At 44.5% G+C, this 22,199-nt stretch carries 17 protein-coding genes and 1 pseudogene; 11 read left to right on the forward strand and 7 right to left on the reverse strand.

Features of this window, described 5'->3' with window-relative positions:
* The 9 genes from AC4II3_RS07680 to AC4II3_RS07720 all read left to right on the forward strand — a co-directional run.
* Window positions 1-1,037: cation:proton antiporter (locus AC4II3_RS07680; protein ID WP_488008567.1), on the forward strand; the 1,037-nt coding region annotated here is incomplete at its 5' end.
* Window positions 1,034-1,423 carry a Na+/H+ antiporter subunit E gene (locus AC4II3_RS07685; protein WP_488008565.1) on the forward strand — a complete coding sequence of 130 codons (390 nt, stop codon included), beginning with the start codon at window positions 1,034-1,036 and terminating at the stop codon, window positions 1,421-1,423. The genes AC4II3_RS07680 and AC4II3_RS07685, both read left to right, overlap by 4 nt.
* Window positions 1,420-1,671 (forward strand): hypothetical protein, encoded by a 252-nt coding sequence (locus AC4II3_RS07690; protein ID WP_293022291.1) that lies wholly within the window; start codon window positions 1,420-1,422, stop codon window positions 1,669-1,671. The genes AC4II3_RS07685 and AC4II3_RS07690 overlap by 4 nt, the downstream gene beginning before the upstream one ends.
* A complete protein-coding gene (locus tag AC4II3_RS07695; RefSeq protein ID WP_488008563.1) occupies window positions 1,668-1,946 on the forward strand; it encodes a monovalent cation/H(+) antiporter subunit G in 279 nt (92 codons plus the stop codon). The genes AC4II3_RS07690 and AC4II3_RS07695 overlap by 4 nt, the downstream gene beginning before the upstream one ends.
* On the forward strand, window positions 1,939-2,610 hold the full coding sequence (locus AC4II3_RS07700; protein WP_488008561.1) for a DUF4040 domain-containing protein: 672 nt from the start codon (window positions 1,939-1,941) through the stop codon (window positions 2,608-2,610). Before AC4II3_RS07695 ends, AC4II3_RS07700 begins: the two co-directional genes overlap by 8 nt.
* Window positions 2,610-3,272 carry a Na(+)/H(+) antiporter subunit B gene (locus tag AC4II3_RS07705; RefSeq protein WP_488008559.1) on the forward strand — a complete coding sequence of 221 codons (663 nt, stop codon included), beginning with the start codon at window positions 2,610-2,612 and terminating at the stop codon, window positions 3,270-3,272. Before AC4II3_RS07700 ends, AC4II3_RS07705 begins: the two co-directional genes overlap by 1 nt.
* A 235-nt stretch (window positions 3,273-3,507) precedes the next feature.
* Window positions 3,508-5,166 carry a mucoidy inhibitor MuiA family protein gene (locus AC4II3_RS07710; RefSeq protein WP_488008557.1) on the forward strand — a complete coding sequence of 553 codons (1,659 nt, stop codon included), beginning with the start codon at window positions 3,508-3,510 and terminating at the stop codon, window positions 5,164-5,166.
* Window positions 5,167-5,667: 501 nt separating this feature from the next.
* On the forward strand, window positions 5,668-7,056 hold the full coding sequence (locus tag AC4II3_RS07715; protein WP_488011866.1) for a P-loop NTPase fold protein: 1,389 nt from the start codon (window positions 5,668-5,670) through the stop codon (window positions 7,054-7,056).
* A gap of 488 nt (window positions 7,057-7,544) precedes the next feature.
* Window positions 7,545-12,383 carry a WD40 domain-containing protein gene (locus AC4II3_RS07720; protein WP_488011864.1) on the forward strand — a complete coding sequence of 1,613 codons (4,839 nt, stop codon included), beginning with the start codon at window positions 7,545-7,547 and terminating at the stop codon, window positions 12,381-12,383.
* 162 nt (window positions 12,384-12,545) lie between these two features.
* Here AC4II3_RS07720 and AC4II3_RS07725 read toward each other — a convergent pair whose 3' ends face one another.
* The gene (locus AC4II3_RS07725) at window positions 12,546-12,773 is read right to left on the reverse strand and encodes a hypothetical protein (RefSeq protein ID WP_488011862.1); all 228 of its coding nucleotides are present in this window, start codon (window positions 12,771-12,773) and stop codon (window positions 12,546-12,548) included.
* A gap of 333 nt (window positions 12,774-13,106) precedes the next feature.
* Entirely contained in the window at window positions 13,107-13,505 is a 399-nt protein-coding gene (locus tag AC4II3_RS07730) for a hypothetical protein (RefSeq protein ID WP_488011861.1), read from the reverse strand.
* 490 nt (window positions 13,506-13,995) lie between these two features.
* Here AC4II3_RS07730 and AC4II3_RS07735 point away from each other — a divergent pair, with 490 nt between their 5' ends.
* Window positions 13,996-14,874, forward strand: coding sequence for a GNAT family N-acetyltransferase (locus AC4II3_RS07735; protein ID WP_488011859.1), 879 nt, complete (start codon window positions 13,996-13,998; stop codon window positions 14,872-14,874).
* Window positions 14,875-15,098: 224 nt separating this feature from the next.
* Here AC4II3_RS07735 and AC4II3_RS07740 read toward each other — a convergent pair.
* Window positions 15,099-16,388 (reverse strand): annotated as a pseudogene (locus AC4II3_RS07740) (glycosyltransferase).
* Window positions 16,389-16,606: 218 nt separating this feature from the next.
* Between AC4II3_RS07740 and AC4II3_RS07745 the strand changes: the two are divergent.
* Complete coding sequence (locus tag AC4II3_RS07745) at window positions 16,607-17,413, forward strand: Uma2 family endonuclease (RefSeq protein WP_488011857.1); 807 nt, start codon at window positions 16,607-16,609, stop codon at window positions 17,411-17,413.
* Between the two features lie 96 nt (window positions 17,414-17,509).
* Here the strand turns inward: AC4II3_RS07745 and AC4II3_RS07750 are convergent, their stop codons facing one another.
* The 4 genes from AC4II3_RS07750 to AC4II3_RS07765 form a co-directional block, all read right to left on the reverse strand.
* The gene (locus AC4II3_RS07750; protein WP_488011868.1) at window positions 17,510-18,562 is read right to left on the reverse strand and encodes a M42 family metallopeptidase; all 1,053 of its coding nucleotides are present in this window, start codon (window positions 18,560-18,562) and stop codon (window positions 17,510-17,512) included.
* Between the two features lie 296 nt (window positions 18,563-18,858).
* Window positions 18,859-19,929, reverse strand: a complete 1,071-nt coding sequence (locus AC4II3_RS07755; RefSeq protein ID WP_488011855.1) for an SGNH/GDSL hydrolase family protein — start codon at window positions 19,927-19,929, stop codon at window positions 18,859-18,861.
* A gap of 387 nt (window positions 19,930-20,316) precedes the next feature.
* The gene (locus tag AC4II3_RS07760) at window positions 20,317-20,511 is read right to left on the reverse strand and encodes a hypothetical protein (RefSeq protein ID WP_488029167.1); all 195 of its coding nucleotides are present in this window, start codon (window positions 20,509-20,511) and stop codon (window positions 20,317-20,319) included.
* Between the two features lie 20 nt (window positions 20,512-20,531).
* Window positions 20,532-22,061 (reverse strand): S-layer homology domain-containing protein, encoded by a 1,530-nt coding sequence (locus AC4II3_RS07765; protein ID WP_490722802.1) that lies wholly within the window; start codon window positions 22,059-22,061, stop codon window positions 20,532-20,534.
* Window positions 22,062-22,199 lie beyond the last annotated feature (138 nt).

Below are 22,199 nucleotides of genomic sequence, written 5' to 3' on the forward strand. Positions count from 1 at the left end.
TGATTGCCTATCCCCGAACCGACCGATCAATTTGGGTAGCCTTGCGCTATCTTTTTGTCAGCAATACAGCCATGCTGTTGTATCTGGTCGGCGCAATTTTAGTCTATAAGGCCAATAATTCCTTTGCCTTTGAAGGGTTGCGGGGAGCACCTCCAGAAGCCCTTGCCCTGATCTTTCTGGGACTATTAGTCAAGGGGGGAATATTTGTCTCAGGATTGTGGTTACCCTTAACCCACTCCGAATCTCAGAGCCCAGTGTCGGCGTTGCTATCAGGAGTTGTGATCAAAACGGGAGTCTTTCCACTGTTGCGTTGTGCTCTGATAGTGGAGGAACTTGATCCTATCGTCAGGATATTTGGAGTGGGGACAGCGCTTCTGGGAATAACCTATGCCTTATTTGAAAAGGATACCAAGCGTATTCTCGCCTTTAGCACGATTTCCCAGTTAGGCTTTATCCTCGCCGCACCAGAAGTGGGAGGCTTTTATGCCCTGACCCATGGTTTGGTAAAATCAGCGCTCTTTTTAATCGCGGGTGTTTTGCCCAGCCGTAACCTCAATGAACTGCAACATCAGCGGATTAATACCCCAATTTGGATTGCCCTGGCTATAGCTAGCTTCTCAATTTCCGGCTTTCCATTATTGTCTGGCTTTGGGGCGAAGGTGTTGACTCTGAAGAATCTAGTACCCTGGCAAGTTATCGGTATGAATGTTGCTGCCTTAGGAACGGCAACATGCTTTGGGAAATTCATCTTTCTGCCCCATGGGAATGACAGCCAAGGGCAGGTAAAGGTCAATTTTTGGTTAGCGATGATACTGTTGCTCGGTGGGCTGATTGCCGTCAATGGTGTGTACTACCAGGCATATAATTTTGCCAATATTATCAAACCCCTGGCAACCATTGGCCTTGGATGGTTGGCATATTTGTTGATTTTCAAACGATCTGTACTCAAGCTACCCCGTGTGCTTGAGGAATTTGACCATCTAATTGGGGTGATGAGTTTGATGTTAGTGTTATTGTTCTGGATGGTGTTTCCATGATTGGGCATCTAAATCTAATTTTACGACTGGTTATTTGGTTTTTGCTGACTGCCAATCTGAGTCTGCCAAATATCATCATTGGGATTGCGATCGCATTTTTATTACCAGGACGCCCCAAAACCCCAGAAGCCTTAAAGGATTGGCTGCGGGTGCTCGGTGAAGTGATAGTAGCGATTCCCCAGGCATATATTGAGGCATTTGAAATCATGCTCCGTCCCCATAAGCACGAAGATGTAATCATGGAAGGAGTCAAACCCCAACGGACTCCTGGGCTGATATTCCTGGATATATTCCTGATCACCTTTACACCAAAAACCATTGTGTTGAAATACCACCAAGATGGCAGGTACGAAGTACACCGGGTTCGACGGAGGACAAAACGATGACGCTGATCCTGATTGCCATGATTCTGGCTCTGCTCATCCCCATTTATGAGGCTTGGCAAGATGATGATATTTGGCAAAAAATGTTGGCATTTGCGAGTATTGCCACCAAGACATCCATCATGATCCTGATGGTATCTGTCTTGCGCGATGATTGGATGATCGGTGTTGTCGGAGTGATCATCCTGAGTGTGGGGAATGCTGGATTAATGTTACTGGCACACGTAATTAAACGAATGAGTGATGTATGATTAATGCACTAAGTTACACTTGCATAGGTGTCGGAATCCTATTCTGGTTTTGGGGAACCTTTCCCCTAATCGGTGAGCGATCAGTATTATTCAAGCTGCATAGTCTTTCAGTGGCAGATACCCTCGGCTCGATGAGTATCATCGTCGGGCTGCTGCTGAAGATACCCAGTGAATGGCCGCTGCTGATTCTCGCCATTATCTCCTTGGCGATCTGGAATACAGTGTTGGGATATGTTTTGGCTTACTGTTCCAGTAGTGAGGGTGACCATGATTGATAGCTATATCTATGTGATAACCGCCCTACTGCCTTTGTCGGCCTGCATGCTGGTATTTCAGGTCAATCCATACCATGCTCTGGTGATCCGAGGCATACTGGGAGCGGTGGCGGCTTTGGTCTATGCCATGTTTGGGGCAGCGGATGTGGCTTTGACCGAAGCGTTGGTGGGTACAATGCTAGCCATTACCCTCTATGCGGTTGCGGTGCGTTCATCCTTAACCATGCGTCTTGGCGTGATCCAAGACTGGGACGTTGAGGCAGATGGGGAGTCTTTACCAGACAGCAAGACCAAACCGGATTTTGGGGAACTGATGAATGACTTACGCACAATTCTGAACAAACACTATATGCGCCTTGAGCTGGTAACCTACACAGATAGGGATAGCTTGCAGCGGGCGCTGATAGAAAAAGAAGTCCATGGGACCTGTACCGAAGATGAGGGATGGCTCTTTGAGCAAGACCAGAGGGGATTAGCTCCAGGAGCTACCCAGAAGGCATCACCACAGGATGATCAAGACCAGGTAGGGCAAGAGTATGAAACCCTACCTTATCACACCCAGACCAGGGTTCAACGCCTCTATGAAATCATGCAAAGTGAACTTTCATTATCGGCGACAAGCCTAACTTATGTAAATATACCAGAGGCAGGGAAAGATCATTAATGAAATGGATTTACATTGCAGCAGGGATAGCGCTGTACGTCAAATTTATGGTTTTGCCCAATCCAGCGGCAGACTTATCAGATCTCTCTATCGTCGAATCCGTTGTAAAAGATACTGGGGTGCCCAATGCGGTTTCAGGTATCATTTTCCGGAATCGGCTCTATGACACCATCTTTGAAGTGGTGGTATTTACCATCGCGATCATGGGAGCTAAATTTCTACTGGCCGATGAAAAGCCCTTCTGCACGATCTATCAATTTACCGATAAACCATCCATTGTTCTAGCGCGTCTGGGAGCGACGATTGCGGCGTTGGTAGGTATCGAGCTGGCGATTCGGGGGCATCTGAGTCCAGGAGGTGGTTTTGCGGCTGGGGTGGCGGGGGGAACCGCAATCGGTCTGGTTGCTATCACCTCATCATTCCAGTGGATGCAGGCAGTGTACAAGCGCTGGCAAGCTGCTAGGTGGGAGAAGGTTTCAGTTTTGATTTTTATTGTACTAGCGGTTATAACGTTGACGGGAGTAGAATTACCCCACGGGGAGTTGCAGACACTGGTCAGCGGTATCGTCATCCCCTTACTCAATATCTTGGTTGCAGTAAAAGTAGCTTTGGGTTCGTGGGCAGTTATTTTGGTTTTTATTCATCATCGGGGATTGCTATGAACGATTATTTCTCCCTACACCCATTCGGGCGTTGCTGAATCTTCGCGCTGAATATAAGTAAAGTGGGCATCCTGCCCGCGCGAAAATATATTGAAACTGGCAAGATGCCAGTTCCACGCCTGATGCCCATTATACAAAACTCTTACAATCATTCCATTATTAAGCAACCCCCCCCAGTAAGCCTAATAAAGCTGCTTGTTACCCCCTCAGGATCACTGCTATAGTAGATATCATCATGGTTAACACAGACACGACCTTAGAAGATACCAGCCTGACAGTAGAAAGTCGAATCTCCCAAGTGACCGTCTACTCCAACCAGGCAAGGGTGACGCGGCGCACTAAAGTGTCATTGACTGGGCAAGAGCAAGAACTGGTAATCCCTCGGCTACCGATGACCATAGAAACGGAGTCGGTGCGAGCAACAGGGACTGGTACAGGAGCTGTGCGATTATTGGGAGTACGGACAGAAAAAGTCTTTGACTCTGAACCAGTGGGGGAACAAGTTGCTCAATTGAGTGGGCAAATCAAGGAGTTAGAAAAGCAAAAACGCCACCTCCAAGACCAGCAGGCGTCAAAGGAGCTAGCAAAGAATTTTGTGGAGGCTTTGACTGATAAAGCTGTCCAACATTTTTCCCGCAGTCTTGCCCAACAACAGATTGGCGTGCAAGAAACAGGTGAATTTCTGAACTTTCTGGAGCAGCGTTACCATGCAGATGCGAGCGCGATCGCTCAACAAGAAGAACAACAGCAACAGTTACAAAAACAATTAAATGCTCTGAAAGCTAAGCTACAACAGTTGAAAACTCCCCGTCCCCAGGAGAGCTTGAGCATTATTGTCACCTTAGCAGCAGAGGGGGCGGTGGATTTTGACCTAGAAGTATCCTATGTAGTTAATCGTGCCAGTTGGATACCACTTTACGACTTGCGCACCAACAGCAGTAGCGATCGCATAAATCTGAGTTACCTTGCACAAGTCAAACAAAGCACTGGGGAAGATTGGTCCAACGTTAGCCTTACTCTTTCCACTGCTAAGCCTGGACTGGGAACCCTACCCCCTAAGCTGGAACCATGGTACATTGAGGCACTAGACCAACAACCTATCCGAGCTTTGCAAAGGGTAAAGAGTAGGGCAATGTCTAAGTCAATGTCAGAATCATCTCCAGATCAAGACTATGAGCATGAGTCGGAAGCATTGACAACTCGTAGTGCTTTCCAAGCCCTATCAGCACCAGCACCAGTTGCTGCCCAAACAGTGGTAGCAGTAGTATCTACAGAAGGAGGTGTGGTTACCTTTGAGTTAGATGGTAACAGCAATATTCCGAGTGATGGTTCCCCTCATAAAGTGACTATTTTTAGTGATGAATATCCTAGTAATCCTGAGTATCTTGCCATTCCTCGGCTAGTTAGCTTCGCTTACCTACAAACTGTTGTTACCAATCCTGTTACCGGTGCAACCTTGTTACCAGGAAAAGCGAATATCTTTCGTGATCAAACCTTTGTTGGTACAACTAAGTTAGAGAATATTGCACCAGGACAAGAATTCAGGCTCAACTTAGGGATAGATGAGGGAGTCAAAATTGAGCGGGATTTAGTGGAGCGTCAAGTTGATAAGAAATTAATTGGCAACCAGCGCCGCACCACTTATGCCTATCGACTCGTAATTACTAATTTGCAGAGTGTGCAAAAGACTGTGGTAGTTAAAGAACAGTTGCCAGTAAGCCGTGATGAAAAAATCAAAGTGCGGCTGATTCAGACTAATCCCAAAATACAGACAGGTGAAATGGGATTGTTAGAATGGAAAATTGATTTATCACCCCAGGATAAGCAAGAGATATATTATCAGTTTATCATAGAGCATTCCCCTGAGTTAAAAGTAATTGGTTTGGATATTTAGCTGGGATGTAAGTATTCAGAATTAGGCGTTGCTGAATCAAGGAATGAATAGAAAAGGATTGCCTAAAATGCAGCTTTTTCTAGTCTAATGAGATACACAGGATTTCTTCCCTACTCCCTACTCCCTACTCCCTACTCCCTACTCCCTACTCCCTGCTCCCTGCTCCCTAAAACCAAGGTACCCCATCGGGTACTGCTAAGAGTCTGACTGATGAGCCACACTAGAAGTAGGAAGTGTGAAGGGAGGATACCATTGTTGAAATTTCAGGCAACTCTCTGCGGCGCTACTGCATCATATACCATCAGGATTGGTAAGAATGTTACATTTTGTTGCAGTGAAGGGAAAATGTCAATTGCATAATGTGTAACTCTTAAGTCGATAAATTATATAGAGGCTCTAGCGCCAATAGCGCTATAAGCATCAAGTTGTCAGCTATGTCGATCTGGCAGATATCGGGGTGCCATCTGACAATAGTCAATTCGTCTACCGGGGGGAATTTTAATGACAGTGAATTTCAGCAGATTTTTTCGGGTCTGTAATCCCAGTAAAACCCTGAATCTGGGAAAGGCTGAAGACCAAAAATATTACATTGATTTTTCCGAGGTGCGCGCCAGCAATATTATTGGAGAACTCAGACGCACCATTATCTTCTCAGAAGAGGAGCCGACCTGTCAGTTGTTTACAGGACACATCGGCTGTGGCAAGTCTACCGAGTTATCGCGATTGAAACAGGAATTAGAAGAACAGGGATTTCATGTGGTTTATTTTGAGTCCTCTAATGACTTGGATCTGGCAGATGTAGAGATCAGTGATATTTTGCTGACCATTGCTCGTCAGGTGATTCAAAGTCTGGAGCAAGCTAAAATTAAACTCCAACCCACCCGCTTCCAATCCTTAGTGCAAGGGGCGGCTAAGTTGTTAAACTCCGAGGTAACCGGGTTAAAAGTTAACGTTCCTGAGTTTCAGGTTCCTGGTTTAGGGGTTACAATGCCCGGTGAGATTGGCCTCAGCTCACAAGAGGACGAGTATTCCCTAGGGTTTGGGATTGGGGAAATTACCACCAAAGCGAAGAATTCTAAGGACATTCGCTCCCTATTGCGACAACATCTAGAGCCACGGGTCAACAATATTGTAGAAGCGATTAATACAGAACTGATTGAACCCGCTCAACAGCAGCTGCAAAAGCAGGGTAAAGCTGGACTAGTGGTGATTGTGGATAATCTTGACCGGATTGATAATAAACTTAAGTCACGGGAACGCAATCAGCCAGAATATTTGTTTGTAGACCGGGGGGAGTATCTTAATCAACTGAAATGCCATGTGGTCTACACCATTCCCCTGATTTTGGCATTTTCCAATGACCAAGAAAACCTCAGAAATCGGTTTGGTTGTGAGCACCTACTGTTACCGATGGTAAGGGTACAAGAACAAGATGGTAGTCCCAGTGATGCCGGAATTGCTTTGTTGCGACAGATGGTCTTAGCCAGAGCCTTCCCAAATGTAGAGCCAGAGCAACGGCTCAGTTTAATTACAAAAGTGTTTGATACCCCACAGACATTGGATCGGCTGTGTCTAGTCAGTGGGGGTCATGTCAGGAACTTGCTGGTGCTGCTCCGTAACTGCCTCAAAAAAGATGAGCTGCCTTTATCTCGTAACTTGGTAGAAAGGGTGATTAGTCAGCGTCGCAATGAATTGAGCAGGGCAATTACACCAGATGAGTGGGAATTGCTCAGACATGTGGCTGAATACAAAACTGTCAGGGGTGAGGAGGAATACCAAATCCTGTTGAAGAGTTTGTTTGTGTTTGAGTATTGTAATGACCAGGGATGCTGGTATGATATCAATCCGGTGTTAGCTGATGCCAAGGAGTTGAATGGAATCTCAATCTAATATAAGCATATGCGCGAAGCGCACGCTGGGCGAACAGCTGTCAGCAGTCAGGTATCAGCTATAGCAAAGGGAACAGCGGATCTGCGGATCTCGGAACAGAGAGTTGCGTAGGGTGCGTGATCAGACGGGCTCCCCCTCATGTTATCCGTAGCCAGTGTTGGGATAGTCCGTCCGATTGTAACTGGCAACATGCCCATTCCACCCACCAGGTCAAAGAGCAAAAATGAGATGCACCGCTCCCTGTCGGGTTCAAGGGCGTGAATCAAGGGATAAAATTTTCATGATCATCAGGTACATTTTTTTCCACTCCCTCCCTTATCAGCTCCCTCCTCACTTACAAAACCCTACTCCCTACTCCCTACTCCCGTTCCCCTCCTGGGAGGGGTTAGGGGTGGGTCCCTACTCCCGTTCCCCTCCTGGGAGGGGTTAGGGGTGGGTCCCTACTCCCTAAAATTGTGTACCTCACCCAATTGAAAATACTATAATTCATGCTAGAGACAACCGCAAATCAAAACCAAGAGCCCTTGAGAGAACTAATCCGACTGATTACGTTTTCTAAGGGGGAATTTTCCTTGATTTTGGCGGTTGGTAACTATGGGGTATTGAGGAGACAAATTAGTGAGCAGTTGCAGGAGCAATGTCCTATTCCGATCAGGGAACTGGTCTTAGAGCAATCGGTTAAAACTCTCTATACCACTATTATCGAAGAGCTAGGTCCGGAACAGCCAGAGGCGTTGATGGTATCTGGGATAGACTCAGTAAATTGCATTGAGGAAGTGCTGACAGCAACCAACCAGATCCGGGAAGAGTTTCGGAACTTTCGGTTTCCACTAGTGTTGTGGGTGACGGATAAGTTGCTGCAAATGCTAATTCGGTCAGTGCCAGATTTCCACAGTTGGTCAAGCTGTGTTGAGTTTGTGATTAGCAGCGGTCAATTAATTCAGTTTATTGAGCAAACCACTGATCAGGTGTTTGCCAAGGTGGTAGCCTCCCGTGAAACGGAGTTTTTGCAAAGTAGTACTCTGAATTTAAACAAAGGCTCTGCATCCTATGTTGAATTACAGTCAGCACGACAGGAGCTGCAAAAGCAGGGAGTGGCCTTAGCCCCTGAGTTAGAAGCCAGTTTGGAATTTGTGCTGGGTCGAGTGGCTGATAATTCTAAACAAGAGTCTCGACAGCATTATGAGCGCAGTTTAGCTCTGTGGAAACAAACCGATAACCTGGAACGCCGTGGACAGGTACTAGTCTGTTTAGGCTTGTGGTGGGCTGGTTATGGACTGTGGCATCAAGCTGAGAAGGAGCAAGCTTGTCAACAAGCAAAAGTTTATTTTCAGGAATCGGTTGAGGCTCTTGAGCAGGCTAACCGCCCAGAGTTAGCTGCCAAATTTATTAATTTTTGGGGAGAGGCACTTCAGCGGCAGTCAGATTGGGAGCAGTTAGATACAGTTGCCCACAAAGCCTTGACCCTCCATCGAACCTATTCTGATCCGTTCAGAATGGCACGAGCTTATGGCTTTTTGGCTCAGGTAGCCCTAGGGAAATCAGCCTTTACAAAAGCGCAAGAGTATTCCAAACAAGCGCTTTTTCTGCAATCAAGGGCATCAGCTAAGATAGTCAATCCCTCACCGGAACAAGCAGTTTTATTAGACTGGGAAAAGTCTTTTGCCAAGGGTTGGTATTTATTTTCCTTGGGGCGAGCACTGCTTGGGGCTATGCGGACGCAAAAACATGTTCCTCAATTACAAGCAGCACTTTATAACTTGGAAACCGCGAGAGCAGAAACCAAACCCCACTATTATCCAGACCTTTATATTGGTATCTTGAAGGAATTACACCAGGCCTATTGCCAACAAGGGGACTATCTCGCTGCCTTTGAGATTAAACAAGAACAACAGGGGATTGAGAGCCGGTTTGGGTTTCGGGCATTCATTGGTGCCGGTCGATTGCAGCCCAAGCAGCAGGTAACTAACCCAGTTTTACCAACGGTTGAGTCTTCAGAAAGGATAGCACCAGAAATTGCGGCTTCTGGCAGGGAAGACCATATTAATCGCCTGATTGAGCGCATGGAACAGGAGCGCTCTAGACTAACTGTGATTCATGGACAGTCCGGGGCGGGGAAAAGTTCGATGATTGAGGCGGGATTAATACCAGCATTAAAACGCAAAACCATTAATACCCGTTGGGTATTACCGGTTTTGCAGCGAGTTTATACAAATTGGATTCAAGCACTAGGCAAATCCTTAAAAAAGACTCTGGAGAAGAGAGTAAATTTAGCCTCTGTATCTACTAAGCTTGATTCAACCGCCCTCATTCTTGAGCAGTTGGGCAAGAATAGTAGGCAAAATTTGCTTACTGTTTTAATATTTGACCAGTTTGAAGAGTTTTTATCAGTTTGCTCAGACCCCAAGCAGAGGCGAGGTTTTTATGAATTTTTGCGAGACTGTCTGAATATTCCTTATGTAAAAGTAATCTTGTCTATGCGAGACGATTATTTACATTGGCTGTTTGAATTTAAGAAGTTCGGCATCGATTTAGAGGTTATTAATAACAATATTTTAGATAAGAGGATTCTGTTTGACTTGGGTAATCTTACCCCACCAAATGCCAAATTATATCTTGAAGGCTTAACGGAGCAAATTCAGTTTCCCTTAGAGCAAGCACTGATTGATAAATTAGTGGAGGATTTAGGGAAAGAATTAGCAGAGATTCGACCAATTGAGTTGCAAGTGGTAGGGGCGCAACTGGAACGAAACAAAATTACCACCCTAGAACAGTATCAACAGCTAGGAGATAACCCAAAAGCTGAATTAGTCAACCAATACTTAGAAGAAATAGTGGAAGCCTGTGGCTCGGAGAACAAACGGGTTGCTGAATTAGTGTTGTACTTGCTAACAGATGAAAACAACACCCGCCCTCTCAAAACTCGCCATGATTTGGAAAAAGAATTAAAAGCCTTGGCGGCTGTAGATACAGAGCTAGAACGATTAGATTTAGTGTTGGAAATTTTTGTGAAATCTGGCTTAGTGCTGCTGTTGCGAGAGATTTATAGCGATCGCTATCAATTAGTCCATGATTATCTGGTTGATTTCATTCGACAACGACAAGGGGCTGATATCAGAGCAGAACTTGAAAAAGAGCGAGAGGCGCGACAACGGCTTCAGAAATGCTTGGTGATGGGGTTAGGGGGATTTAGCGTGGCGATGACTATACTAGCGGTGATTGCAATCGGGCTGTGGCAATCGGCAAAATTCCACGAAAGAGAGGCGATCCTTACTAAACTGAACGCTAAATATAAGCTTTCTTTTCTTGTAGATGAAAATCAGCTTGATGCCCTTTTAAGCAGCATCAAGGCAGGGACACTATTAAACTCTAAAATAGCAAAATCAGAAATTGGAAAAGAGACTGTATCTAACCTATGGCAAGCAGTCAACTTAATCCAAGAACACCATCGTTTAGAGGGACATCAAGGTAGTGTCTTGAGTGTAAGTGTCAGTCCAGATAATCAGCTCATTGCCTCAGCTAGCTCTGATCAAACCATCAAACTGTGGAGTCGTGATGGCAAATTGATTAAAGACTTAAAAGGACATCAGGAGACAGTGTGGTGCGTCAGTTTCAGCCCTGATAATCAGATCATTGCCTCAGCCAGTAAAGACAAAACCGTTAAACTCTGGGATCGGGATGGCACCTTAATTAAAACCTTGACCGGACATGATAAGGGGGTGAAGTGGGTAAGTTTTAGCCCGGATGGTGAGACCATTGCGTCAGCCAGTGGTGATCAAACGGTCAAACTCTGGAACCGTGATGGGACTTTGATCAAAACCTTGACAGGACATGAAAAAGCTGTTTTGAGCGTTAGTTTTAGCCATGATGGAGAGTTAATTGCTTCAGCCAGTAAGGACAACACGGTAAAACTCTGGAGTCGTGACGGTACATTCATCAAAACTCTAGAAGGGCATGACAAAGCCGTTTGGAGTGTAATTTTTAGTCCCAATAGTCAGACCATTGCTTCAGCTAGTGATGATCAGACCGTGAAACTTTGGAACCGTGATGGAACCTTACGGAAAACCTTGCCAGGATATGATCATCCTATCAACAGCGTCAGCTTTAGTCCGGATGGTAAGTGGATTGCTTCAGGGAGTAGTGACGGAAAAATCCAACTCTGGACTGGTAAGGGTACACCAATTTCAACCCTTCCTGGTCATAAAGATATTGTCAATCAGGTTAGTTTCACTCCTGACAGTAAGATGCTAGCCTCAGCTAGTGTTGATTTCACTGTCAAACTTTGGAGTCTTGACCAAACCTGGCCTAAGGTTTTCCAACCTACCTATACAGTCTATGGTTATGGTGCTAGTTTTAGCCCGGATGGTGAGATAATTGCCTCTCCTAGTCGAGATGATAACACGGTCAGACTCTGGAACCCCAAAAAGCAGATTAGGGAACTAACCCTCCAGGGACATCAGGGTTTTGTGAATGGGGTTGATTTCAGCCCCGATGGTCAGTTAATTGCCACCGCCAGTGATGACAACACGGTGAAACTCTGGAATCGCCAGGGGAAACTGCTACATACTCTAGAGGGGCATAGGGATCGAGTTTATAGCGTTAGTTTCAGTCCTGATAGTCAAATTATTGCCTCAGCAAGTGAGGATAAAACAGTGAAACTCTGGACCAGGGAAGGGAAATGGGTACGTACTTTAGCGGGACATACAGATGCCATTAATCGCGTCAGTTTCAGTCCCAATGGTCAGTTAATTGCCTCTGCCAGTGATGACAAGACGGTGAAACTCTGGAACCAGGACGGAACTCTCATTACTACCCTTGCTGGGCCTAGCAAGTTGTCCTCCGTTAGTTTCAGCCCCGATGGTGAGCGGATTGTGGCAGGTGCTGCCCGTGGTTTTATGGTAATTTGGACTCGTCAAGACATCTCCTGGCAGCAATTCGAGTCTAAAAAAGGAGTAGAGCATACAAAAACTGTTTATGATGTCAGTTTCCACCCCCATCGAGACCTTATTGCTTCTGCTAGTGCGGATGGAACAGTTAAACTATGGCATCCCAATGGAATTTTAATCGGAACGTTAAGCGAGGGTTCTGAACCTGTGGAGTCTGTGAATTTCAGTCCAGACGGTGAAACCCTAGTCTCGATTAACGCAGCTAATCAGGTGAGTATTTGGAATTTAGATTACAGTCAATATTTAGATTACAGTCAATCAAACGATGTGAATTACTTACTGAAGCGTGCTTGTGATCAGATCGGTAATTATCTGAACAATAATCCGAACGTCCATAAAGAAGACAGAAAACTCTGTGAGGGAATTGAGGATCAAGAGTAAATTAGCTGGAATATAGCAGTTCTGATAGTCATGAGATACACAAGATTTTTTCCCTATTCCCTACTCCCATTAACCCACAACTTGTGTAACTCACCCAATTAAGAACTGCTATAGATCAATGTCTGGGTGAGGCGGACTCTACCTAACTCATCATCGTGACGTTTAGCGGCGTGGCGGTCTAGGATCTGGATCTTGGGGCTCTCTAGCGCCAGCAGCGGTATCAAATATAGTGTATTTAAGGAATGAAACATCCTCCCATAGACTATTCTCACTAGAGTCAGGTTCGGTGATTAAGTTCCCGTAACCTGTCTCCATAGCTAAAACCTGACTAGCAGTGATTGTCGATACTGCTGTCATCCCTAGTAGGGAGAGAATTTTGTAACGTTTCATAAGTGGACTCCGTGGGTTCTCTGCTAATTCCAACTCGATTCATATATACATTTTTCCCAGATTGATGGCTCAGATCAGGGAATTGCCTGAGTGTAGAATACCGTAGCTTTAGCGGTTTAGACGAATCTGCGGAAGGAAAGTTCCCCATGAAGAATGTAGAATTTAGAATGAAGAATTAAGAAGTCTGGCTTCTGGCTTCTGGCTTCTGGATTCTGGATTCTGGCTTCTGGCTTCTACCTCCTACATTCATTCTACATTATCCATTGTTAATTATCCATTCTTAATTCTACATTCTTAATTCTAATAACCTTTAACCTTGGCCTTTTGGCCACGCTACGCGAATGAGCAGAGCTGATTCAATAACTCCTTTGGAATGGCCTCAAAATTTTCTAAGAGAAAATCCATTAAGGCCAGATGATGCAAGGAATCGGAAGAAGGAGTTTTATAGCGAGCACCTTGGGCCAGCCAGCTGTTTACAGCGTAACTTGAGCGACAGCAGATGTTAGCGATGTCTTCTTGCTTAACTTGCCATTTCCAGTAAAACTCCTGGGGGGTCATGGACAGTCGGCAGTTGCTGTATAGGTATATCAAGATTTCCTCTCGCTCGGTGATGGGACGAGGATAGGCATGTTCCCATGTGGATTGGGTCCTGGCAATTTGGGCAAGGCGGTCTAGGGCTCGCTGACAGTTAATCAGATGATTCAGATGATCATTAGATCGTTTATCTGGCATGATGGAATTACCTCACACATAGCTTGTGACTGGGGACATAAGCCGCGCTTCTTAGTTGACGTGGAAAGCGCGGCTTTTTGCCCATAAATATTATCGAAATATCGGACATTTTTATTATTACTAATATCTTGGAAAATGTCAAGAGTAATTTGTATTTTTTAACATTATTTTACAAATAAAAAAAATGATTGTTTTGGGATTTTATCTATAACTATTATCAATTTTGTTACGTAATTTTGGATTAGAAAGTAGGGAGTAGTGGATAGGATTTGAAGTTTTTTTGCAACTGAATAATATCCAATTTAAATGCGAAAAAGCTTATTACTGAGCAGGAAAAAATCCAGCGATCGCAAAAACTAAGCAACCAGATTTTGGGCGTTGCTGATTCTGGGTTATGATTCTGCCGTCCTAGGGTGTGTTGTCAAAGTCGTTGTATCCTAAAAAAGAGTAACGCACCGAACCTGTAAAGACACCCACAGCATAAGGATAGATGACTGAATTCCAGATTCGCTTAGCTAAAATCTCAGATGTAGAACCTATCTTGGCTTTTTGCCAAAATACCTGGGAACATCAAAAAGATTACATGCACTTAGTATTGGAGAAACGGATTAACAATCCTGACAGTAAAGTTTTTGTAGTTACTCTTGATGATATCCCTGTGGCGATGCAGGATATTGTTATTTTGTCAAAACAGGAAGCTTGGCTAAGTTCTTTGAGAGTAGATCGTCGCTATCGACGGCGAGGTTTATCTAAATTATTAGATGCACATACAAATAATTATTTATCTCAAATCAATGTTCCTATATTACGTTACTGTGTCTTGTCTAACAATGAACTAATGTTGAAAATTATATCTCAACGAGGAGATAAAAAACTAGATAGTTATAGTCTTTATAAAGCTGATTCTATTGCTTCAGCCACCAACCAGTTAATTCAATTAGATATGAAAGATTTTGATGATACTTGGTCTTTAATGATTAGAAACGATTTATTATATAAAAAACAAACATTTTACACAAAATTAATGACTACCTGTCAAACCCTTACTCCTGAGTTAGTAAAAGACTGTCTGCTTGGGGGAAAAGTTTTCGGATTAATACAAAATGAAAGATTACGAGGTATAGCTATTCAAAGTTACTCGGAAGTTTCAGAGGAAGGGTTTTATATTGGTTATCTTCATGGAGAGCCAGAAATCTTGACAGTGCTTCTTTGTGAATTATGCAAATTAGCCTATTCTTTAGGTAAGTCAGTGGTTAAAGGTCTTTTTCCCTTGAATGATAGTTTGGCAAATGCTCTTTCCCAAGCTGATTTTCAAAGAATAAATCAAGCAGAAATAGGGATATATCGCTCTTCTTTCAAACCGGGTTGATCTCTTGGGTGCATCTCATTGTTGGTGTTTGACCCGGTGGGTGCAATGGGCATCTTGGTGGAACGGGCATCAAGGGTGGAACCAGCATCTTGCCGGTTATCAATATTCCCGGCGGGCTGTCCCAACACTGGCGCTAGAGCGAAAAATGAGGGCGAGCCCGCCCCTAAAGCACCACTAGCAACATTTACTAATTAGACATAAAATTATTTCTTTTAATAATTCTATTATTGTTTTGTTGAAGTCAAAACTGGTTTACCTGTATGCACCACTTGTTCTACAATATCAGCCGCTCGACTCACTCCCCCTGCTCGTTTAATTGCCTCTTGTAGCCTCAAGGCATTCTTTTTATAGGAATCTTCCGTTAAGACCAGTTTGATAGCCTTTTGTAGCTTCTCCACGCTCAATTTTTTCAAAGGTATGACCTCTCCTGTTCCTGTCCAAGCGATCCGCGCCGCTATTCCAGGTTGCTCGTTGGTAATGGGAATAGCTACCATTGGTACTCCATTACTCAACGATTCTAGGGTAGTATTCATTCCGGCGTGAGTGATAGTAAGGGTCGCTTTTTGTAATAGTTATAATTGAGGTGCATAGCCAACAACTATGGGATTGCCTGGAAAGTCTGGCAAATATTCTGGATTAACTCCCCAACCTAAAGTGATTACTAATTGAGCATCCAATCCCACACAAGCGTCTGCAATCATTTGGAAAATCCACAGAAGCCGATTTTGTAACGTTCCCATCGAAGCATAAATGAGTGGTTGTCCAGTTAATTTTTCATAAGGAAAAGGGATTGATTCTTGACTAACTGAATTTGGAGAATGATACGGACCTGTGAAATGAAAACAAGAAGGTAGCTCTCTTCTAGGAAAATCAAATTCAGCAGGCTGTTGACTAAGTTGAGCTAACTGGGAATAGTATTCATTGAGATTATGATAGGGAGATAAATTCCACTGCTGACGATGGTCATTAATAACTTTTCGCAGAGATTTACCCATCCGAGAAAGCCGTGCATAACCCACTCGGTTGCGTATAATTCCCCGCCATGAAGGGTCATAATTCCAGGACCTGTTAAAGGGAGGAACACTCATTTCCCGATTCAGCATTAAGGCACTGCATACAGTTACATAAGGAATGTCTAGATACTCAGCGATAGTTCCTCCTGCTGAATAAACTTGATCTACTAATAATAGCTCTATACCTGCTGCTTTAATTACGTCTGGAGCATCCCGAAGAGACATTTTTGCTGCATTGACAATCGAATTGATTGTATACTGGTGTGCCTTAAATCCCCTGAGATTACCTAGTTGAGTAGACAAATCTTTCGTGGCTCCTTTGGGAAAATCAGACTTGCCAATCACCTGAAATTCTAATCCTGCGGCTATAACTTTTGGTTGAGCGTCTTCAATTCCTAATACGGTAACGCGATGACCACGCTGTTTCAGTTCGTAACCTAACGTAGTCATAGGGTTAAGATGACCAGAAGCAGCAGGACAAATGATGCCAAAATGAGTCATGATATTTGATTAGTGAAAAACGTGAACCCGATTTAATTGTACTTGATCCAAAATTAAACTTAACTTTAACATAAACTGGCTTGGTAAGGGATGAATAGGTACAGATACTTGTCTAAGCCATCGATACAACGACAAGATAACGAAGAATGTAGAATGTAGAATGTAGAATGCAGAATTAGGATACAATAGGGTGATCAGCTCTGGTAACAGTTTTTCCTATGGTTCAGCAGCTTACTCCCAGCACCGATGACATCTTTTATCCCGAAAGTGATGGCAAGTCCTTGGCAGATCATACGCTTCAATTTGAACTAATTACTACCATTAAGTATGGCCTGGAAGCCCAATTCAAAGATGACCCCAATGTGTTCGTTGCTGGGGATTTGTTGTGGTATCCAGAACCAGGACAACCCAAAATCAACCAAGCCCCGGATGTGATGGTGGTTGTGGGTAGACCGAAAGGGCATCGGCGTTCCTACAAAACTTGGGTTGAAGATAACATGAATCCCCAGGTAGTATTTGAAATAGCCTCATTAACGAATACCATCAAGGAATTAGAAGAGGATAAACTCAAGTTTTACCAGAACCATCAAGTAGAAGAGTACTATCTTTTTGATCCAAATCGGACAAAACTAAAAGGTTGGTTGCGTTCAGCTGAAAAACTAGAACCAATCCCCCAGATGCTGGGTTGGGTTAGTCCCCGTTTAGGAATTACCTTTGAGTTAGTAGGCTCGGACTTGGTGCTGTATTATCCCAATGGTGAGCCTTTTGCGACTTATTTGGAAATTATTGAGCTCAAAGATATCGCTCAACAACAGGCAGAACAGGAACGCCAACGGGCAGAGATCGAAAGGCTGGAAAAAGAACAAGAACGCCAACGGGCAGAACAAGCGGAGGAAGCTTTAGAGGTTGAAAGACTCGAAAAAGAACAAGAACGTCAACGGGCAGACCAAGCAGAAGCTTCTTTGCAAGCTTTGCTAGAGCAATTAAAAGCAAAGGGCATAGATCCAGAACAGTTCGAGCTATGAACCCCACCATTTCGATAGAGCCCTACTGAGAATTAAGAATGTAGAATGCAGAATGTAGAATTCAATTCTTAATTCTTAATTCTACATTCTTAATTCTTAATTCTTGCTCACTGAGGAACTATAAGTCTCAAGAATCTCGATACAATTTGCGATCGCACCCAAATGAGCAATTTCATAACCATGGGTATTTTGGGTAGGAAAACTCAAGCAAGCAGCGCGAGCAACATGACCAAACTTCATGGCGATGGAAGCATCAGAGCCAAAACCATCAATAACTGCCAACTGAATCGGGACCTCACAACGTTCTGCCGCTTGTCGCAATTCCCGATTTAACCCTTCATCGTACATGCCATAATTATCTTGAGAGAGCAACACTGGTGCTGGTCCATCTTCGATGGGATACTCCGCAGACAACGGACAAATTTCCAGAGCAATCAACGCATCTAGAGATTGATTTTGAGTAAAATACAAAGCCCCAATTGCCCCTACTTCCTCCTTTGCTGATGCCACCAAATAAGTATCAACTGCTGGAGTTTTCAACCGTTGGGCTAAAGTTAGCAAAATCGCTATGGATGCCTTATTATCCAGGGTATAGCTAGCAATATAATCCTTAAGGCGCACAGGTCTCTTACGATGTTTACCAACTACCATACGAGTGCCTGGACGCACCCCAGCCTCTGCCAATTCTGTAGCACTACATTTAGTTTCAATCCAGGCATCTTCCCAATGTAGAGGAGTATCATGCTGCAACGCTTTTTGGGGAGATTCATGGGAAACGTGACGTGAGCCAAAGGAGAGAATACCACTAATGGTATATTTATCCCCCAACAGATCTACCACACCCTCACCATAAACCCAAGGAAAAGAACCCCCCAACCGGCGCACTTCCACCCGTCCTTCGTCACCGATCCGTTTAACAATGGCACCAATTTCATCTTTATGAGCAGTAATCGCAATGGGACTGGCATCAGCATCCTTACCAGGGATTTTAGCAATGACATTTCCCGCCCGATCCTGCCAAGTTTCCACCCCTAAAGCTTGAAACCGATGCAGTAACAATTGGTCAATTTCCCCTTCCGCACCACTAGGGGAATGGTGCATAACTAACTCTTCTATGGTTTTGAACAGTTGGTTGTAATTGTTAGTCATTGTCGGGAATAGGGAGTAGGGAGTAGGGAGTAGGGAGTAGGGAGTAGGGAGTAGGGAAGAAGAATTGACGAAAAACGCACCATTACTGTCTTGGGGAGCCAATTGCACATCTGATATCATATCGAGATAATTACCCTTAATAAAAATCTCCCCAAACTCCCCACACTTCCCAAACTCCCCAAACTCCCCACACCTGCCACACTCCCCTGTCTTTCCCGATTCCCGATTCCCGATTCCCGATTCCCGATTCTAAATTCTAAATTCGCGCATTCTAAATTCTAAATTCGCGCACTTCCCTATTCCCTCTTTCTGATTCCCTTAGAGCCTATCCCTAAAGCCCCCAAGGCGAATAGACCTAAAGCCATTGCTGGTTCAGGAACATTAGCTGGGTGTGAATTGTTATTATCTGGGTTTGGATCGTTCAATGCTGACAGGGCTAAATCCGCAATGATCCGATAAACACCAGTGGTTGGATGTTGTAAATCCCAGAATAAAAACTCCTCGGGATTCTCACATACAAATTGTGCTGGTATATTCAGACAAGGACTAGTTACATTGGTCAAACCAAATTCCGTCGGCTGAGCTAAAATTTCCCTAAATGTAGAATTAACATCAACCGGGATGATATTGACATCTGAGTCGGCAGTCTGACTGAATTGATCGAGTAGTTCAGACAAACCAGAGTTATGGTCTTCTGTCAAGGTGTTGAGGGCATCGGTAGTACCAGGAACACGTCCATCAACTCCCAGAGCAATGGGCGTATTGCCCAAATCTGGCAAGTTAACTACCATAATATTTTTAGCCCCAACATCAGTCAGGTCTTGGAGTGCATCTGACAAATTTGCCAGGGTGGTGTCAGGTTCTGTAAATGGTTCAAAAGTGCCTTGGTTGGGTAGATAATCATTAGCACCAGCCCACACTATATACAGAGCATCTGGGTCAGCCGACTGACCGGCTTGTATCAGGGGAACAGTAAAGGCATCAATCTGCGGTTGCAATCCTGGTAAAACTACCAATCCAGAGGAGGTAACAGGGGCAGTTTCTTCAGTGCCTGTAGTAGAACCACCAAAAGCGAAGTTAATCCCTTGAGTAGGGATAGCACCTGAGGGAATAGTGGTAAACAGAGTGGGGTTTAATTCCAAATCCCCTGCAAGATAATCCACCCAGTTGGGTCCATTGGAAAAACGTCCCTCAAAATAGGGTGGACTGGGGGGAATTTGCTCTGCGGTGGTATTGAACCGATTGCCTTGATCAGAGAGGCTGTCTCCAAAGATATACATCTTGCTAAACAACTCGACAGCATTTGCCTTGAGGGGCAACATTAAAGAGAAAAAGACTAATCCTGTGGCGGCAATTTGTGTCTTCATGATAGTTTGTTACCTTAATTGCAGATAATTATCTCAGATCATGTCCGATTTAATAGTTATCCTTTAGGGTTGATAGTAAATTGAACCTTGAAAATTAACTAACCATAAGCAATTAGCAATTCAAAATTCAAAATTCAAAATTCAAAATTCACAGGCATCGGATCAACCATGTTAGACATGATTAACAGGACTTGATATCATGTCTGGCATTGAAACACTAGACCAATCACCACTAATTACTAAGCAATCACAATACCTGTTAGTAATTGTGATTAAGCACAACTAAAAGCTGTTTTAAACTGTTTTTTAGTGAGCATTCAGCCGTCAGCGGTCAGCTATCAGCTTATTTTATTCAAAGGTGCCCTTTCCGTTGGCGAATTAAATTCGCTATAGGTGCGCACCTAAAAGCACCGATTGCGCTACGCGCACGCTGCGCGAACAGTAGCACCTCAAGTGGCGCATAAGCTGATAGCTGATAGCTGATAGCTGATAACTGATAGCTGATAGCTGATAGCTGATAACTGATAGCTGATAGCTAATAGCTGATAGCTGATAGCTGATAGCTGATAGCTGATAGCTGATAGCTTACGTTTTTTATGCACCTAATTTGATGGCGTGGCTTTTGGTGCCCCTGATGGCTGACTGGTTTGAGGCTTAATAAACAATGCTTCTTTGGCAGATTGCCCTTCACCCTGAGAACCGAAATACCAAAGCGCTGCTCCTGCTTCAGCACGGGTGACTGGTTTTTTAGGCTGAAACAATATTGTATAACCAAACACTCGGCGAATATTTGCCAAATCGCCATTTCGGAAATCAGCTAAGACGGCTCGCAATGCTTTCGGGTCAATTTCAGCGGTATCTTTGAAGCCCCAGGTTTCTTTCACTGCTTCAATAGAGGCTTTGGGCAAGGCTTTACGAGTATCGAGAGGCACTTTCCACAACATCAGATTTTCCCTAGTCAAGGGTGCATTTGGACGAAACAATACTGCCGTAGAATCGCCACTGAGGGGACTAGAAATTAAGCCAGCATCAGCTAATCCCTGAATATAGGGAAAATCAGGATCCGTACGAGGCACATCCTGAAATGCAGGTTGAGTAGTGTTGGATGCTAAACGGATTTGCAATCCTGGACGATTGGCATAGATCCGATTATTGGCATCCATCAGCCAACGGGCATACTGACGGCGGCTTATGGTTTGATTGGGGGCAAACTGAGTACCTTGACTATCAGCATTGGTCTTTGGATTAGCTGTGCCTGGGGTTAAGACTCCCAATTCTGCCAAATCTGCTACATACTTACGCAAATCTCGGGGGACTTTATCCAAGTCAGTAAATTTCTCGGGTTGTCCTGAGCTTACCTGAGCTGGCTTACTGGCCACCTCAGAGGATGGTTGTGGTTTCTGGGATGGTTGTGGTTTCTGAGCTTGTGTTGGTTTCTGGGATGGTTGTGGTTTCTGAGCTTGTGTTGGTTTCTGGGATGGTTGTGGTTTCTGAGCTTGTGTTGGTTTCTCAGCTTTGGTATCCTTACCATCCCGGACGTACTGAATATCAAATGTGGTCACACTGCTGTTCGTAGCAACCGCTGGGGGCTTTGATGAGGAGGCAGCGGTGGATTTGCCAGTAGTGGCACCAGAAGGAATCGAAAGGGTAACGTCCAAGTCATTACGACGGACGATGAATGTGCCACCATCTTGATCCTCTGGCTGGTCGAGGACTTCCCAGCCTCCCGACTCAAAGGTCTTTTGGTAAAAGTTCTGAATTAAATTAATTGGGTCAGGGGATGACCAAATCGTCAACTTACCTGGACCAGCAGCATCTTTGAGGGGTTCCACTTGTTCCAAAGTTGCTTGTTGATAACGGGGAATCTCAGTGGGGAAGTCTTCTGGCAACGGTACTGACTTCTGTTTCTGGGGAGTAGTTTGAGGCTTATTCGGAGATGGCCGACCCAAGTTTTTGGGTGGGTTATCCTTCAGTTTGGGGTCTGCTCCCAAAGACCGCTGCAAAGCGTCACCTAGGTTAGTGTTGGCGCAGGCACTCAACAAACCCAGAAGACAAACCGCTAAACTCGCACGTAGGACAGAGTGTGGAAACAGCACGGGCATTGTCCAACAACAGTACTCACTTCGTGACATACTCCCACACGCTCATCAAAGATTACAGTGTGGGCTTCTTACCAACTCCACCCAACGGTTCGGATACTCGGTAAGCTTTATTGACGACACGGGATGCCCCTCCGCACCGGAACAATACAGAAAAGTTCGATTTTAAAG

This window comes from Moorena sp., from assembly GCF_982860115.1.